The sequence below is a fragment of the Patescibacteria group bacterium genome, assembly GCA_026417895.1.
Classification (GTDB): Bacteria; Patescibacteriota; Patescibacteriia; order UBA2591; family CALHIP01; genus CALHIP01.
This window is the reverse complement of sequence record JAOACJ010000002.1, coordinates 16,391-31,383: the sequence shown is the minus strand read 5'-3', so window position 1 is coordinate 31,383 and position 14,993 is coordinate 16,391. Positions and strand designations below refer to the sequence as shown.

Below are 14,993 nucleotides of genomic sequence, written 5' to 3'. Positions count from 1 at the left end.
TCAAGACTGCTAATTTAAGTTATCCACAACTGTTATTTTAAAATTAAATTTAAATTCTCTTGACATCGTCGACATTTACCTTCTTGATCAAATCTTTCAATTTCATAAGCAATTCTTTTGATATTTAATTGACCACATTTTGGACAATAAGTATTTTCCTTTTCATCGCCAGGTAGATTACCAACATAGACATATTTTAGACCAATTTTTTTGCCAATTTCGTAGGCCTGATAAATCATTTCTGGCGGCGTCGGCGAAAGATTTATCGTTTTGTAAGCTGGATAAAAACGAGAGATGTGCCATGGTGTCTCTGGGCCTAATTCGTTTTTAATGAATGTAGCCATTTTTTCAAATTGATTGTCTTGATTAGTATAACCAGGAATAACTAAAGTGGTTACCTCAAGCCAAATTTTTTTTCTTTTCATTAATTTTAAAGAGTCTAAGACGGGCTGTAATGTGGCGCCACAAATTTTTTGATATAAGTCATCAGAAAAAAATTTTAAGTCAACATTAGCAGCATCTAAATATGGGCTAATTAATCTTAAAGTTTTTTCACTTAAATAACCATTAGTCACCCAGTTATTTTTCAAATTTTCTTTTTTTGCTAACTTCATTGTTTCGAGGGCAAATTCAAGAAAGACTGTCGGCTCGGTATAAGTATAAGAGATGCTTGGTAAATTATTTTTCCTGGCCAAATCAACGATTTCTTGGGGTGACATTACCTCGCCTAAGATTTGACCATCAGCATCACGAGGCATTTGAGAAATATCCGCATTTTGACAATGAAGACAGCGAAAATTGCAACCAACAGTAGCGATTGATAAAGAATAACTACCAGGTAACCAATGAAAAAAGGGTTTTTTTTCAATGGGATCAATATGGCAGGCAATAACTTTACCATAAACTAGGGAGTAAAGTTTACCGCCTTGATTTTCTCTGACGCCACAAAAACCTCGTTTTTTTTCCGCAATAAAACATCGATGAGCACAAGCCTGACAACGGACAACTTTATTGGCTAATTTTTCATATAATAATGCTTCTTTCATCTCTTTTCATTATACCATTTTTTTGTATAATATAAAAGTTAAAAAACAATCTATGGCTAAAATTCTTAATGGTTTTTCTGGCCAAAATGTCAAAAAAGCAGCTCGCTTATTGAAAAGGGGTGAGGTTGTGGCTTTCCCGACAGAAACAGTTTACGGTTTGGGGGCTAATGTTTATGACAGAAGGGCAGTGGCAACAATTTTTGAAGTGAAAAAAAGACCCCTTTTTGATCCACTGATTGTTCATATTGCTAATTTGAGGCAATTAGAAGAAGTAGCTAAAATTAATCAGCTATTCATTTTTAAATTAATGGCTAAATTCTGGCCCGGACCATTGACACTTATTTTGCCCAAAAAGAGAAAGGTGCCTTATTTAGTCACAGCTGGTTTAGAGACAGTGGCGGTAAGAATGCCAGCCAACCTGGTTTCTCTTTCTTTAATCCAAGAACTTGGCGCACCTATTGCTGCTCCAAGTGCTAATTTATTTGGTAAATTAAGTCCAACTAAAGCCGAGCATGTTCAAAAACAAATTGGTAAAAGGATTAAAATAATTTTAGACGGCGGGAAAACAGCTTATGGCTTAGAATCAACAATTCTTTTTATTGATCGAAAACCAAAAATTTTAAGATTAGGTAGTTTACCCATTGAGGAAATTAAAAAGGTTATTGGTCCAGTGGAAATTTTAAAAAAACAAAAAAAAATTTTAGCGCCTGGTAATCTTCCTACTCATTATTCACCCTTTAAGCCATTAAAAATTGTCAAAAACGAGGAAGAAATTTTTAAAAATAAATTAAAAAAGAAAATTAGTTTCTTAGCCTTTTGTCAGGTAAAGAACAAAAATAGATTTACCGCTTTTAAAATTTTATCGCCAAAGGGCGATTTAAAAGAAGCAGCGAGTAATTTTTTTGACGCTCTTCATCAATTAGATGAATCGGAAGCAGAAGTGATTTTTGCTGAAGCAGTGCCAGAGAAAGGAGTGGGTAGAGCCATTATGGAAAGATTAAAGAAGGCAAGTTCTGAAGAGAATAAAAATTGATCTAATTTTAACTTTTAATTATAAGACACGATAAGGAAAACAAAAGACGTTTAGTCATTTCAAAATTAGAAATCAGCTAGAGGCTTATTGTTGGTAGGGACAATTAGTCGCTGCGAGCCTGACGAAATTCAAGTCAGACTGCAAAATATAGCTTGGGATCTAGGTCCTGCTGGTTTTAACCATTTCTATTATGGCTGGGGATTAGTTGATGCCTTATCCGCTGTCCAATAGTCGAAAATAATTACTTTCAGATAGGAGAACTGCTTAGTTAGTAGACTTGGCAGGTTTTCTTTTTTTGTTAAAATTAGAAAATCGTTAATTTAAGTCAAAATTTATGAAAAAAACAATTTTGATTCTTTTTACTCTCATCTCTCTGGTTTTGATTGGTTTTTTAATTTTTAAACCTAAAAAGATTTCTTATGAATTAGTGATAGTTAAAAGAGGTGAGATTGAGCAAGTAGTTTCGGCGACGGGGACAGTAAGACCAAGTCAAAAAATTGATCTTCAATTTGAGACAAATGGTCGAGTTAAAAACATTCTCGTTAAAGTTGGTGATCAAGTCAAATTAGGACAAACTTTAATTAAATTAGATGACTTAGATTTACAAATTCAACTTCTTCAGCAAAAAGCTGCTCTTGAAGCTGCTAAAGCTAGACTTGATTTACTGAAAACTGGTGCTAGCCAAGAAGAAATTCAATTAGCGGAAACAGAGGTAAGGAGCGCTGAAAAAAGCGTTGAGAATGCAGAAAAAAATCTCATTGACGTTAAAATTAAAGCCGAAAATGATTTGACTAATATCTATAATACAATTGAGAATCTTCTTCAAGACGCTTATACTAAAGCAGAAGATGCTCTGAATAGACAGATTGATGATTTATTTTCTAATGACTTAACCACTAATCCACAACTTACCTTTCTTACCACCAATCAGCAAGCCGAATTTGATTCTGAATGGCAAAGGGCAATTGCTGGCTATCATCTTCAAGAATTTAAAAACGAGATTAATCGTCTTTCCTTTACTGAGAGCGAGCTAGACGAGGCCTTACTTAAGGCACAAAATCATTTGATAGTCATTAGAGACCTTTTCAATCCTCTCACCGAGGCTGTCAACAGCGCCGTCGGTCTTTCTGCGACGACTTTGAGCAATTACAAAGGTTATCTGAATACGGCTCGGGCCAATATTAATACAGCCATTGCCAATCTTTTAGCCAAACAACAAGCGATTAATAGTCAAAAAATTATTAACCAGATTAATATCAATAATGCTCAAGCTTCATTAGATAGTGCTCGGGCGAGTTTAGCTAAGGCCCGAGATCAATTGGCGATTAAAAAATCTGGACCAAAACCAGAAGATATTCGCTATCAAGAGGCGCAAATTCGCCAGCAAGAGGCGAGTTTAGCCATTATTCAAGATAAAATTCGAAAGACAATTCTTGTCGCGCCAATTAATGGCTTGATTACCGATTTAAATGTTGAGGTTGGGGAGACAGTTTTGGCCAATCAAATACCAATCACCATAAATTCATTGGGCAATTTTGAAATAGAACTTGATATTTCTGAAACAGATATTAGTAAAATTAAAGTCGGTCAACCAGCAAAAATTAGTTTAGACGCTCTGCCTGATGAATTTTTTACTGGTCGAGTCGTTAAAATTGATCCTGCCGAGACAGTCATTCAAGGTGTGGTCTATTATAAAGCCACCGTTGCCTTTGATCATCAAGATGAAAGAATCAAGGTTGGTATGACTGTCAACGTGGAAATTGTTACTGCTAAAAAAGAGAATATTCTTCTTGTGCCAGAAATAGCTGTAAGACAAAAAAATGGCAAGAAATTTGTAAAAGTTTTTAAAGATAAAAAGATAAAAGAGGTTGAAGTTCAAACAGGTCTTGTCAACAACAAAGGCGAAGTTGAAATTATTTCTGGTCTAGAGGGGGGCGAGACAATTGTTACCTTTCTTAAAAAATAATCAATCAAAATGATTGAAGTTAAAGATTTAAAAAAAATTTATGGTCAGGGTGAAGTAAAGACTGTAGCTCTTGATGGTATTTCGTTGAAAATAGAGAAGGGTGAATTTGTTGCCATCAAAGGGCCATCAGGTTGTGGTAAATCAACCCTAATGCACATTATGGGATTTTTAGACCGACCAACAAGCGGTCTTTATAAATTTAAAGGTCGATCTATTAACGATTTTTCTGACGATGAGTTAGCCAAAATTAGAAATAGAGAGGTAGGATTTATTTTTCAATCTTTTAATCTCTTGCCTCGCTTGACTGTCTTAGAAAATGTAAAATTGCCACTGATTTATACTCATTTTTCTCAACAAAAAATAGATCAAAGAGCAAAAGAATCACTTGAAGCAGTTGGTCTAAAAGGAAGGATAAATTATTTTCCTAACCAACTTTCCGGAGGCGAACAACAAAGGGTAGCTATTGCTCGGGCCTTGGTGAATAATCCTTCGGTCATTTTTGCCGATGAACCAACTGGCAACCTAGATTCGAAATCGGGCCAACAGATTATAGCTCTTTTACAAGAACTAAATGAAAAGGGTCATACGATTGTTATGGTCACTCACGAAACCTATACCGCCGAGGCAGCGAAAAGAATTGTTGAGATGAAAGACGGGAGAGTGGTTAATGATGAATTGGTAAAGAAGAGACATTTTGCAAAGGATGGCTTTATAAAATAAATCGTCAAATTTTCATTTGTGAAATAGTAAAAAATTGCAAAAAGATGAAACTACTTGACATATTAAAGACATCACTCAAAAGTTTAAAAAGCAATAAAAGTCGTTCCATCTTAACAATTTTAGGTATTGTTATTGGTATTGCTGCTGTTATTATGATGGTCTCGATTGGTAGTGGGGCGCAAGAATTAATCTTAGGAGAAATTGCTTCTATGGGCTCAAACAATCTCTTTATTGAACCGGGTAGTCCGAGTCTTAAAGATGCACGTCAATCAATGATTGAAGAATTTACCACTAAAACATTGAAAATTCGAGACTTAGAAGATATTTTGAAAAACCCCTATGTGGAAAAAGCTGCTCCTTTGGTTTTAGGGGTCGAAAGGATCATTTACGGCAATCAAAATAAAAAAATTACTTATTATGGGACAACGGCTGATTTTTTTGACATTATGAGTGGAAAAATTATTTTGGGCAGAAATTTTTCTGGAAATGTTAGGTCAGCTGAAAGAGAAATAATTTTAGGCTTCAAAGTTAAAGAAGATTTATTTGGCGAAGAAGATCCAATTGGGAAAAATGTCAGAATTAAAAGAACTAATTTTCGTGTCATTGGTGTTTTAGAAGAAAGGGGTAGTCAGATGTTTTTGAATATAGATGAGTATGTTTATCTTCCGGTTGGCGCGGCACAAAAATTTTTGTTAGGCACTGATCATCTGAGAAATATTGTTGCGCGGGTTTCTAATGAAAAGAAAATTGAAGAAGCGGCTGAAAGTCTTCGTCAAATACTACGTCGGAACCATCAGATTTATAATCCGGAAGGTGATTTATCTAAAGACGATTTTAAAGTCACCAGCCAAAAGGAGGCGGCTAATATTCTAAGTCAAGTCACCAGAATTTTCACTCTTTTTCTATCAAGTGTAGCAGCTATTGCTCTGTTGGTCGGTGGTATTGGTATTATGAACATCATGCTGGTTTCAGTGACAGAAAGGACAAAAGAAATCGGTCTGCGCAAGGCTGTCGGCGCAAGAAATTCAGATATTCTTTACCAATTTCTTTTAGAAGCCATCATTTTAACCATCATCGGTGGTTTGATTGGTATTTTTCTTGGCATTCTTTTCTCTTTTTTAGCCGGCTTTATCTTAGGTAAAGTTTTAGGTCTCCACTGGGGTTTTCATATTTCCTTTCTCGCCGTTGGTATTGGTTTTACTGTCGCGGCTGTAGTTGGTTTTGTTTTTGGTATTTATCCAGCGCGGCGTGCTTCTTTACTGGATCCAATCGAAGCCTTAAGATATGAATAATTTATAATTTATGGACGGTTTTATCTATTCTTTTATTAAAATTATACCTTCCTGGGTTAAACCAAACCATCTTTCTCTTTTGCGGATTTTAATGATTGGACCGATTATTATTTTACTTTTCGTTAGACAAAATATAATAGCCATGATTCTTTTCATTTTGACAGCCCTTCTTGATACTTTCGATGGAGTGCTGGCCAGAGTTCGGGCCCAAAAAACAAAAGAAGGAGAATGGCTTGATCCTTTAGCTGATAAATTATTAATTCTTAGTATCCTTTGGCTCTATGGTTTAAAACATCTCCCTCTTTGGTTGATTGCCATAACCACTATTTTGGAATCATTGCTTGTCCTTGGCCGACCAATTAAAATAAAATTTGGCATTTCCACAAAAGCAAACAGTTGGGGAAAAATAAAAATGACACTCCAAAGTTTAGCCCTCACTGGTTTGATTGCTGGCATTGAAGCCATTAGACCGTTAATTATTTTGTTACTTTTTATCTCTCTCTGTTCTGCCTTTTTAAGTCTTTTGGCTCATTTTTATGACATCGTTAACAGAAAACAGATTTTAACTGGCACAAAGCAATGATGGCTCAATTATTTATGTGGTGATATAATAGAAGTCAAACCTATTTCTTTAAGAGATAAAATTTATGAACAAAAGAAAAATTTTATTAGCCATCCTAATAATTATCCTAGGGGTAATTTCTCGAATTTTCTTGAATAGAATCATCAATTTACCAAATTTTGAAGCCATTACTTCTTTATCTCTTTTAACTGGTTCTTTTTTAGGAGGTCTTTATACAGCCATTATTCCTCTTTTGATTATCTTTTTTTCTGATCTCTATTTTGGTAATGTTTCTGTTTATCTTTTTACTTGGTCAGCTTTTATTTTCATCGGTTTTTTTGGTCTTCTTTTCCAAAGAAACTCAAAGTATTATTTTTTTAAAATTACTGGTGGTGGCATTATTTCCGTGCTCTTTTTTTATCTTTGGACAAATTTTGGTTGGTGGTTAACTTTTAATATGTATCCAATGAATTTTCAAGGTTTAATTCAATGTTATCTAGTCGGTCTTCCATTTTTAAAAAATCAATTATTTTCAGTTATCATTTTTACGCCACTTTTTAGTCTAATTTTTTCTTTGGTTTTTGACCGGGTCTTTTCTGAAAAGAAAAACTTTGTTAAATTTAAGTTATGAAAATTCTACTTCTTTATCCAAAATTTCCGGCGACTTTCTGGAGTTTTAAATATGCCCTACCCTTTATTAATAAAAAAGCTCCCTTTCCGCCACTCGGATTATTAACAGTTGCCGCTCTTTTACCAAAAGAATGGGAAAAAAGACTCGTTGATTTAAATGTGAATAAATTAAAAGATGAAGACTTAAAATGGGCTGATTTTGTCTTTATCAGCGCCATGATTATTCAAAAAAAATCCGTTAAGAAAATTGTCAGAAGATGTAAAAAATTCTCTACGAAAATTGTTGCCGGCGGTCCTTTATTTACAACCGGTTTTGGCGTTGAGGAGTTTAAAGATGAAATCGATCATTTTATTCTGAATGAAGCAGAAATAACCTTGAAGCAATTTTTAGAAGATTTTAAAAATGGATCGCTCAAAAAAATTTATACTTCTTCTGAATTTCCTGATTTGACCAAGTCGCCAGTTCCTCTTTTTGAATTAATTAACCTGAAAGATTATTCTTCAATGTGTCTTCAATATTCACGAGGCTGTCCTTTTAATTGTGAATTTTGCGACATCATTGTTTTAAATGGTCGAGTTCCACGGACAAAAACAAAAGAACAGGTTTTAAATGAATTAGAAAAATTGTATCAATTGGGATGGCGAGAAAAGATATTTTTTGTTGATGACAATTTTATTGGTCATAAAACAAAACTCAAAGAAGAAATTTTACCAGCCATAATTGAATGGTTGGAGAAAAAAAATTACCCCTTTTCTTTTAATACCGAAGCACCTATTACTTTGGCTGATGACGATGAATTAATGAATCTAATGGTCAAAGCTGGATTTGATACAGTTTTTGTTGGTATTGAAACACCAGATGAAAATTCTTTAAAAGAGTGTGGCAAATTTCAAAATATAAATCGTGATTTAATCTCTTCTGTAGAAAAGATGCATCGGGCCGGACTTCAGGTTCAGGGTGGTTTCATTGTTGGTTTTGATCATGATCAACCCTCAATTTTTAAAAGACAAATTGACTTTATTCAGAAAAGTGGCATTGTCACAGCCATGGTTGGTATTTTAAATGCTTTTCCTAAAACCAGGCTTTATCAGAGGCTAAAAGAACAGGGTCGATTGATAAAAAATACCTTTGGTAGTAATACTTCAATTAATTTTGTGCCAAAAATGGGGAAAGAAACACTTCGTCGGGGCTATCAGAAAATTTTGAAGACCATTTATTCACCAGACAATTATTATCAGCGACTTAAAACTTTTTTAAGAAATTATCGACCGCTTCAGAAAAAAAAGATTCGTTTTCAATTATCAAAATTTAAAGCATTTTTAAAATCTATTTGGTTACTGGGTATCATTGGCCAAGAACGATGGCATTACTGGAAAATTTTTTTCTGGACATTATTTAGACGGCCAAAACTTTTTCCTTTAGCCATTACCTTATCTATTTACGGTTTTCATTTTCGGAAAATTTCAGAAAAGATTTGTTCAGAATAATTTAGTAAACCCTGAGACAATGATAAAATCTTTAATTATTTATCTTTCTTTTCATCATCAAAATACCGAGAAGGTTGCTCAGGTTATGGCTCATTTTTTAAAGGCGAAATTAGTGAAGCCACCAGAGATTCAACCAGCAGAAGTTCTAAACTATGATTTAATTGGTTTCGGCTCCGGTATTTATTTTGGTCAATATCACCATCGACTTATTGAATTTGTGAAAAATTTGCCACCCGTCCAAAATAAAAAAGCCTTTATTTTTTCCACCAGCGGTCGTCCCGAATCTATTTTTTATAATTTTTTTACTAGAAATTTTAGAAAAATTTTAGAAGCTAAAGGTTTCAAAGTTATTGGTCAATTCAACTGTCCAGGTTTTGATACTTTTGGTTTATTAAAAATAATTGGTGGTTTAAATAAAGGCAGGCCCAATGAAAAAGATTTAGAAAAAGCTAAAAACTTTGTTCAAGATCTTGTCAAAATTAATTTTTAATTTTTTAAAAAATAGGCAATCCTTTTTTTAATTTCTTGATAGTCTTTTAACCAAACAATTCTTGGATCACGACGAAACCAAGTCATCTGTCGCTTGGCAAAGTGTCGTGTATTTTTTTTAATTTCCTCAACAGCCGCCGGAAGGCTTATTTTTCCTTGTAAATAGGCAATGATTTCTTGATAACCAATACCACTGAGCGAGGGGAGGGATGGCGAATATTTTTTGTAAAGTTTTTTCACCTCATCAACTAAACCGTCTCTTATCATTTTCTCAACTCTTTGATTGATTCTTTGATAAAGAATTGGCCGGGAAATTTTTAAACCAATTTGTAAAATATCAAACAACGGTTTCCCCCTTTTTCGTAATTCAGAAAATCTTTTTTTTGTTTTCAAACAGACCTCTAAAGCTCTAATTAATCTTCTCTTGTTCTTTCGATCAATCTCGTTAGCTGTTAAAGGATCAATTTTTTTAAGTTTTTTAAACAACCACTCATTGCTTTTAGTACTCAACTTATTTCTTAAGACTTTATCTGGCTTGACTCTTGGGATGACTAAATTATCAACGATTGACTGGATGTAGAGGCCAGTGCCACCAACCAAAAAAGGAGTTTTGCCTCTTTTTTGGATGTTTTTGATAATTTTAATGGCTCTTTTTTTAAATTGAGCGACGGTAAATTCCTCATCCGGATTGGCAACATCGATAAGATAATGCGGAACTCCTTTATAAAAAACTGGTTTTTCAATTTTACTAATTTTGCATTTTAAATTTTCATTTTGAATCTTGAGTCTTGAATCTTTAATTTTGTTCGTACCAATATCCATTTCACGATAAATTTGCCTTGAATCAGCTGAGATAATTTCGCCATTAAAAAATTTAGCCAATTTAATGGCTAATTCCGTTTTTCCAGAAGCGGTTGGGCCTAAGATGACAATTAATTTATTCATAATAAAAATAAATTCAAAACTTGAATCTTTCAATTATAAAAATTATCAATTTTTAATTACCAATTTTCAATAAATCTTCAAGTATTTCTAAAATTGAATTATTAGAATTTGATTGAAAATTAGTAAATTGAAAATTTTATCTAAATTATTCTACCTCGACAAACTTTACCCATTTTAATTTACCAGTAAAGCCTGGAATTTTGCGCCAAGTAAATTTTACCCGACCTGCCTTGACAGCGTATAAGGTATCATCCTTGCCTCGTTTGACGTTTTTTCCGGCCCGAAATGCTGTCCCTCTTTGACGAATGATAATGGAGCCCGGCTTTGCCCTTTCGCCAGCAAATAATTTAACGCCTAATCTTTTGGCGATTGAGTCTCGGCCTAAAGCCGTTGATGAACCTGCTTTTTTATGTGCCATAATTTTATAAATTTATGAGTTGAAAACGAAATAAATTTATCTAAAATTATGAGCATCCAGCACTAACCTTAAAATAGGCCAAGTGGTCACTAATGACAAAGCCGTTAGGCGGTGTCCCGCGGGATATTTATTGTTAAAAAATAGACTATCTTCGAGATTTAGTGCGGGGTGCCATAATTATTTTAAGTTATCAAATTTGACTTTTTTGTCAAGGAGATTAAAATATAAATCTATGGAAGAGACGCCCATTTTAAAAGCCATCAAAGAAATCAAAAAAATCTCTTTTTGGCAAGAAAAAGTAGTTGTCTATATTTTTATTATTAGCCTAACGATTAATCTTTTTCTTTGGTTTTTTATTTTTCTGAAAACTAAAAATTTGTCAGAGATAACAATTCTTCATTACTCAGTCATTCCAGGCGTTGGGCTAGATCGCATCGGGCCAAAAAAATATCTTTTCGAAATGCCATTGGTTGGTTTAGTCATTTTATTTTTAAATTTTATTTTAACCAATTTTCTTTTCCAAAGAGGCGAAAAGTTGCTGGGTTATTTTTTTGGACTTGCCTCTTTTTTAGTTAATCTTTCTGTGCTAGCAGCTACCATTTTAATCTTAACTCTCTAAAAAATCTTTATTTTTATATTTTATGTTTGATATTAAGACATTTAGAGAAACGATCATTCTTAATCTTAAAAAAGTCATTGAAGAAGAGTTTGGTTCATCAATTTTAGAAGATTTAGATTTTAAAATTGAATTACCGCCCCAACCAGAGATGGGTGATTTAAGCTATCCCTGCTTCTTATTAGGTAGAAAATTAAAAATGAAACCAGAAAGAGTGGCTAAATTTTTAGCAAGAAAAATTAATCTTAATGAGATAGTGGAAAGAGTTGCTGCTAACGGTCCTTATTTAAATTTCTTTCTTCAACCAACTAAATGGTTTCAGACAACCCTTAATGAAATTTTAGAAAAAAAAGACAATTTTGGCACTAGTCAAGTTGGTCAAGGTAAAACGGTGATGATAGAATTTTCTGCCCCGAACACCAATAAGCCTCAACATTTGGGACATTTAAGAAATAATTTTTTAGGCGCCAGCTTAGCCAATTTATTTAAAAATCTCGGTTATCAAGTTATTAAAGCTAATTTGATTAATGACCGAGGAATTCATATTGCTAAATCAATGTTGGCCTATCAGAAATGGGGTGAGAACAAAACACCCGAAAGCGAGCATTTAAAAGGTGATCACTTTGTTGGCAAATTTTACACCCTTTTTGAAACAAAGGTCAAAGAAAAACCAGAACTTTTAAAAGAAGCGCAAGAAATTTTGAAAAAATGGGAGGCGGGCGACCAAGAAGTTTGGCAGCTTTGGCAAAAAATGAATGGTTGGGCGATCCAGGGCTTTCAAGAAACTTATCGAAAATTAGGCATTGATTTTGACAAGTGGTATTACGAAAGCGAGGTTTATAAGCTCGGCAAGGAAATGGTCAATGAGGCCCTTAAAAATAATCTTTGTTATCAAAGAGAAGATGGGGCGATTGAGATTGATCTCTCCAACTATCAATTAGGTAAAAAGGTTCTTATTCGGGCCGATGGGACAAGTATCTATATTACTCAAGATTTAGGCCTGGCCAAATTAAAATATGATGAATATAAACCAGACCTTTCTCTTTATGTTGTTGGCTCAGAACAAAGACATCATTTTAAAGTTTTATTTAAAATTTTAGAAGTTTTTGGTTATCCTTGGGTCAAAAATTGCTTCCATCTTGCCTATGGCCTGGTTTTTTTGCCAGCCGGTAAAATGAAGTCACGGGAAGGAATAGTGGTAGAAATTGATGAACTGTTAGCTGAAGTAAAAAAAATTGCCAAATCAGAAATTTTAAAAAGAGAAAAAGATATTTCACCAAAAATTTTAGAAGAAAGAGCTGAAAAAATTGCCCTCGCTTCTTTAAAATTTTTCTTTTTAAAATTTACACCCGAGGAAGACATTTTTTATGAGCCGGAAAAAGAAATCTCTTTTGAAGGAGCGACTGGTCCTTACTTGCAATATGCTTATGCCCGCATTCAGAGTATTCTAGAAAAATCGGATTGGCGAGAAGAAAATTTAGCCACCATTGATTACTCGTTCTTAAAGGAAAAAGAAGAGAAAGAAATTTTAAAATTTCTTTTTAATTTTCCTGAAGTTTTAGAAAAATCAGCTTTTTACTATAACCCATCTTTTTTAGCTAATTATCTACTTCAATTGGCCCAGGCTTTTAATACCTTTTATCATCGATATCAAGTCTTAACGGCTGAAAAAGATATTAGGGAAGCAAGGTTAGTTTTAATCAAGGCGGTGGCTCAAGTTTTGAAAAACGGATTAAGTATCTTGGGTATCGAAGTGTTAGAAAGGATGTAGATATGAAAAAGCCATTACTTTATCGTTTTTTTGAAGTTATTCCTGCTGGCTTAGTTTGGCTAACCTTTTTTCTTTTAATCATTTTTTCTTTTCTTAAACCAATCTGGGTTCTTTTTTTTATTATTATTTTAAGTCTTTTGTGGCTTTGTCGAATTTTTTATTTGATGATTCATCTTTTATCGGCCTGGCGAACCCTTCGTCAGCATTTGAAAATTAATTGGTGGCAGAAGTTATCAAAAATTTCTGATTGGCAGAAAATTTATCATCTTATTTTTTTACCGACCTACAAAGAACCATTAGCAATCATTGAGTCAACCTTTCAGAGTCTAAAAGAAGTTAATTATCCCAAAGAGAAATTTATTGTTGTTTTAGCTGGCGAAGAAAGGGATAAAGAAAATTTCTTGACTATTGCCGAGATAATCAAAAAACGATACGAAAAAATCTTCTTTCAATTTTTAATTACTCTTCATCCTAAAGATTTACCAGATGAAATCCCCGGCAAGGGCTCAAATCTTCACTTTGCTGGTCACCAGGCTAAAAAAATAATTGATCAATTAAAAATTCCTTACGAAAATATTATTGTCTCTGCTTTTGATATTGACACCCGTGTTCATCGAGAATATTTTTCTTATTTAACTTATACCTATTTGACCGTTGATCAGCCAACAAGAAAAAGTTACCAACCGGTTGCTATCTACAATAACAATATTTGGGAATCGCCATTTTTTTCTCGGATTGTTTCTCGCGGCACGACCTTTTGGCTTCTTTCCGAACTCTCGAAAAGAAAAACTCTTTTTAGCTTTTCTTCCCATGCCATGAGTTTCAAAGCTTTGGTTGAAGTTGGCTTTTGGCAAAAAGATATTGTCACCGAAGATTCACGCATTGCTCTTCAATGTCTTGTTCATTATCGAGGCGACTATCAGGTCATACCACTTTACATTCCAGTTTCAATGGATACGGTTTATGCCGGTTCTTTTTGGCGAACAGTCGTTAATCAATATAAACAGGTGATGCGTTGGGGGTGGGGGATTGAACACTTTCCTTATATGGTTTGGCAGGTCATCCAGAAAAAAATTTCTTTTAAAAAGATTCTTCCTTACCTTTGGAAACAACTTGAAGGATCTTATTCTTGGGCAACGATTCCTATTCTTCTTTTTGCCATTGGTCGATTACCACTTTGGCTAGCCAAGAGAAAGATTGAAACAACAGTTTTTGCTCAAAATGTCCCATTTGTCATGGAGTGGATTATGACAGTAGCAATGGTTGGTCTTTTAATTTGTGCGATTTTAAGTTTGAAACTTTTACCACCACGAAAAGAAAAAATTGCTTTTCATCGGTACTTTTTTATGTTTATTCAGTGGCTCTTTTTTCCTTTGACGACTATTATTTTCGGTTCAATTCCTGTTTTACAGGCCCAAACTAAATTGATGCTTAATAAACCATTCAGTTTTCGCGTTACCGAGAAAAAACCAGTATTTTGAAATTTGAAATTTGACAATTTCATTTTCTTAAGATAAAATTTAAATAAAGTCGAATTTATCATTAAAATTTGGAGCACCTAAAATACGATTTTAATTTTCATTGTCAAAATTAAAAGCCGTAGTCTAGGTCTCCAAAATTTGAGGCCTTACTATGGCTTTTCAAGGCAAGAATCAAGGTTTTCGAGGACGTGGCTTTCAGCCGCGTCAAATGACCGATGTTTCAGCGATGAATATCAAATGTTGTGAATGTGGGGCAGAAATTAAAGAGTTGCCCTTTAATCCTGATCCAGACAGAATTGATCAGCTTCGCTGTCGAGATTGTATGAGAAAAAGAAGAGAGCAGTTGAGAAAAAGATACTAAATATTAGAATCTAGAATTTAGAAAATAGAATTTAGAGTTTAGTTTGAATAACTAAAAAGATTTGTATTACACAAAATAGACTCAAAAATCAAAATGCAAAAGTTAAAATCACCATTCAGAATTCAAAACTTTTATTTTTTCATTCTCTTTTTTATTTTTTCATTTTTATTTTTTG

Annotated in this window: 15 protein-coding genes; 12 read left to right on the top strand and 3 right to left on the bottom strand. The window is 33.6% G+C overall.

Translation table 11 applies throughout. The features are described from left to right. Positions 1-32: 32 nt before the first annotated feature. Positions 33-1,046 (bottom strand): AmmeMemoRadiSam system radical SAM enzyme, encoded by a 1,014-nt coding sequence (gene amrS, locus N2259_00335; protein ID MCX7778690.1) that lies wholly within the window; start codon positions 1,044-1,046, stop codon positions 33-35. A 52-nt stretch (positions 1,047-1,098) separates the two neighbouring features. Between amrS and N2259_00330 the strand changes: the two genes are divergently transcribed. The 8 genes from N2259_00330 to N2259_00295 all read left to right on the top strand — a co-directional run bounded on the left by N2259_00330 (position 1,099) and on the right by N2259_00295 (position 9,227). Further along, positions 1,099-2,079, top strand: a complete 981-nt coding sequence (locus N2259_00330) for an L-threonylcarbamoyladenylate synthase (protein MCX7778689.1) — start codon at positions 1,099-1,101, stop codon at positions 2,077-2,079. 334 nt (positions 2,080-2,413) lie between these two features. Then, the gene (locus tag N2259_00325; protein ID MCX7778688.1) at positions 2,414-4,045 is read left to right on the top strand and encodes an efflux RND transporter periplasmic adaptor subunit; all 1,632 of its coding nucleotides are present in this window, start codon (positions 2,414-2,416) and stop codon (positions 4,043-4,045) included. Between the two features lie 9 nt (positions 4,046-4,054). Further along, a complete protein-coding gene (locus N2259_00320) occupies positions 4,055-4,765 on the top strand; it encodes an ABC transporter ATP-binding protein (protein ID MCX7778687.1) in 711 nt (236 codons plus the stop codon). Between the two features lie 44 nt (positions 4,766-4,809). Then, positions 4,810-6,057 carry an ABC transporter permease gene (locus N2259_00315; GenBank protein MCX7778686.1) on the top strand — a complete coding sequence of 416 codons (1,248 nt, stop codon included), beginning with the start codon at positions 4,810-4,812 and terminating at the stop codon, positions 6,055-6,057. A 10-nt stretch (positions 6,058-6,067) separates the two neighbouring features. Beyond that, on the top strand, positions 6,068-6,640 hold the full coding sequence (locus tag N2259_00310; protein MCX7778685.1) for a CDP-alcohol phosphatidyltransferase family protein: 573 nt from the start codon (positions 6,068-6,070) through the stop codon (positions 6,638-6,640). A gap of 64 nt (positions 6,641-6,704) precedes the next feature. After that, the gene (locus N2259_00305; protein MCX7778684.1) at positions 6,705-7,250 is read left to right on the top strand and encodes a hypothetical protein; all 546 of its coding nucleotides are present in this window, start codon (positions 6,705-6,707) and stop codon (positions 7,248-7,250) included. Continuing rightward, entirely contained in the window at positions 7,247-8,737 is a 1,491-nt protein-coding gene (locus tag N2259_00300) for a DUF4070 domain-containing protein (GenBank protein ID MCX7778683.1), read from the top strand. The genes N2259_00305 and N2259_00300 overlap by 4 nt, the downstream gene beginning before the upstream one ends. 22 nt (positions 8,738-8,759) lie before the next feature. Next, complete coding sequence (locus tag N2259_00295) at positions 8,760-9,227, top strand: flavodoxin family protein (GenBank protein MCX7778682.1); 468 nt, start codon at positions 8,760-8,762, stop codon at positions 9,225-9,227. Here the strand turns inward: N2259_00295 and miaA are convergent. Together miaA and rpmA are read right to left on the bottom strand one after the other, a co-directional pair. After that, positions 9,224-10,171: a tRNA (adenosine(37)-N6)-dimethylallyltransferase MiaA gene (gene miaA, locus N2259_00290; GenBank protein ID MCX7778681.1), complete on the bottom strand. Its 948-nt coding sequence runs from the start codon at positions 10,169-10,171 to the stop codon at positions 9,224-9,226. The genes N2259_00295 and miaA overlap by 4 nt on opposite strands. Positions 10,172-10,316: 145 nt before the next feature. Further along, complete coding sequence (gene rpmA / locus N2259_00285) at positions 10,317-10,589, bottom strand: 50S ribosomal protein L27 (protein MCX7778680.1); 273 nt, start codon at positions 10,587-10,589, stop codon at positions 10,317-10,319. A gap of 232 nt (positions 10,590-10,821) precedes the next feature. Between rpmA and N2259_00280 the strand changes: the two genes are divergently transcribed. The 4 genes from N2259_00280 (at position 10,822) to N2259_00265 (ending at position 14,818) form a co-directional block, all read left to right on the top strand. After that, positions 10,822-11,208 (top strand): hypothetical protein, encoded by a 387-nt coding sequence (locus tag N2259_00280; protein ID MCX7778679.1) that lies wholly within the window; start codon positions 10,822-10,824, stop codon positions 11,206-11,208. Positions 11,209-11,230: 22 nt separating this feature from the next. Further along, positions 11,231-12,976, top strand: a complete 1,746-nt coding sequence (gene argS / locus N2259_00275) for an arginine--tRNA ligase (protein MCX7778678.1) — start codon at positions 11,231-11,233, stop codon at positions 12,974-12,976. 2 nt (positions 12,977-12,978) lie between these two features. Continuing rightward, complete coding sequence (locus N2259_00270) at positions 12,979-14,457, top strand: hypothetical protein (protein MCX7778677.1); 1,479 nt, start codon at positions 12,979-12,981, stop codon at positions 14,455-14,457. Positions 14,458-14,608: 151 nt separating this feature from the next. Further along, positions 14,609-14,818 carry a hypothetical protein gene (locus N2259_00265; protein ID MCX7778676.1) on the top strand — a complete coding sequence of 70 codons (210 nt, stop codon included), beginning with the start codon at positions 14,609-14,611 and terminating at the stop codon, positions 14,816-14,818. Positions 14,819-14,993 lie beyond the last annotated feature (175 nt).

Coding starts and splice junctions, on each gene's coding strand:
- amrS (MCX7778690.1), bottom strand. CDS start 1,046: ATGAAAGAAGCATTATTATATGAAAAATTAGCCAATAAAGTTGTCCGT.
- N2259_00330 (MCX7778689.1), top strand. CDS start 1,099: ATGGCTAAAATTCTTAATGGTTTTTCTGGCCAAAATGTCAAAAAAGCA.
- N2259_00325 (MCX7778688.1), top strand. CDS start 2,414: ATGAAAAAAACAATTTTGATTCTTTTTACTCTCATCTCTCTGGTTTTG.
- N2259_00320 (MCX7778687.1), top strand. CDS start 4,055: ATGATTGAAGTTAAAGATTTAAAAAAAATTTATGGTCAGGGTGAAGTA.
- N2259_00315 (MCX7778686.1), top strand. CDS start 4,810: ATGAAACTACTTGACATATTAAAGACATCACTCAAAAGTTTAAAAAGC.
- N2259_00310 (MCX7778685.1), top strand. CDS start 6,068: ATGGACGGTTTTATCTATTCTTTTATTAAAATTATACCTTCCTGGGTT.
- N2259_00305 (MCX7778684.1), top strand. CDS start 6,705: ATGAACAAAAGAAAAATTTTATTAGCCATCCTAATAATTATCCTAGGG.
- N2259_00300 (MCX7778683.1), top strand. CDS start 7,247: ATGAAAATTCTACTTCTTTATCCAAAATTTCCGGCGACTTTCTGGAGT.
- miaA (MCX7778681.1), bottom strand. CDS start 10,171: ATGAATAAATTAATTGTCATCTTAGGCCCAACCGCTTCTGGAAAAACG.
- rpmA (MCX7778680.1), bottom strand. CDS start 10,589: ATGGCACATAAAAAAGCAGGTTCATCAACGGCTTTAGGCCGAGACTCA.
- N2259_00280 (MCX7778679.1), top strand. CDS start 10,822: ATGGAAGAGACGCCCATTTTAAAAGCCATCAAAGAAATCAAAAAAATC.
- argS (MCX7778678.1), top strand. CDS start 11,231: ATGTTTGATATTAAGACATTTAGAGAAACGATCATTCTTAATCTTAAA.
- N2259_00270 (MCX7778677.1), top strand. CDS start 12,979: ATGAAAAAGCCATTACTTTATCGTTTTTTTGAAGTTATTCCTGCTGGC.
- N2259_00265 (MCX7778676.1), top strand. CDS start 14,609: ATGGCTTTTCAAGGCAAGAATCAAGGTTTTCGAGGACGTGGCTTTCAG.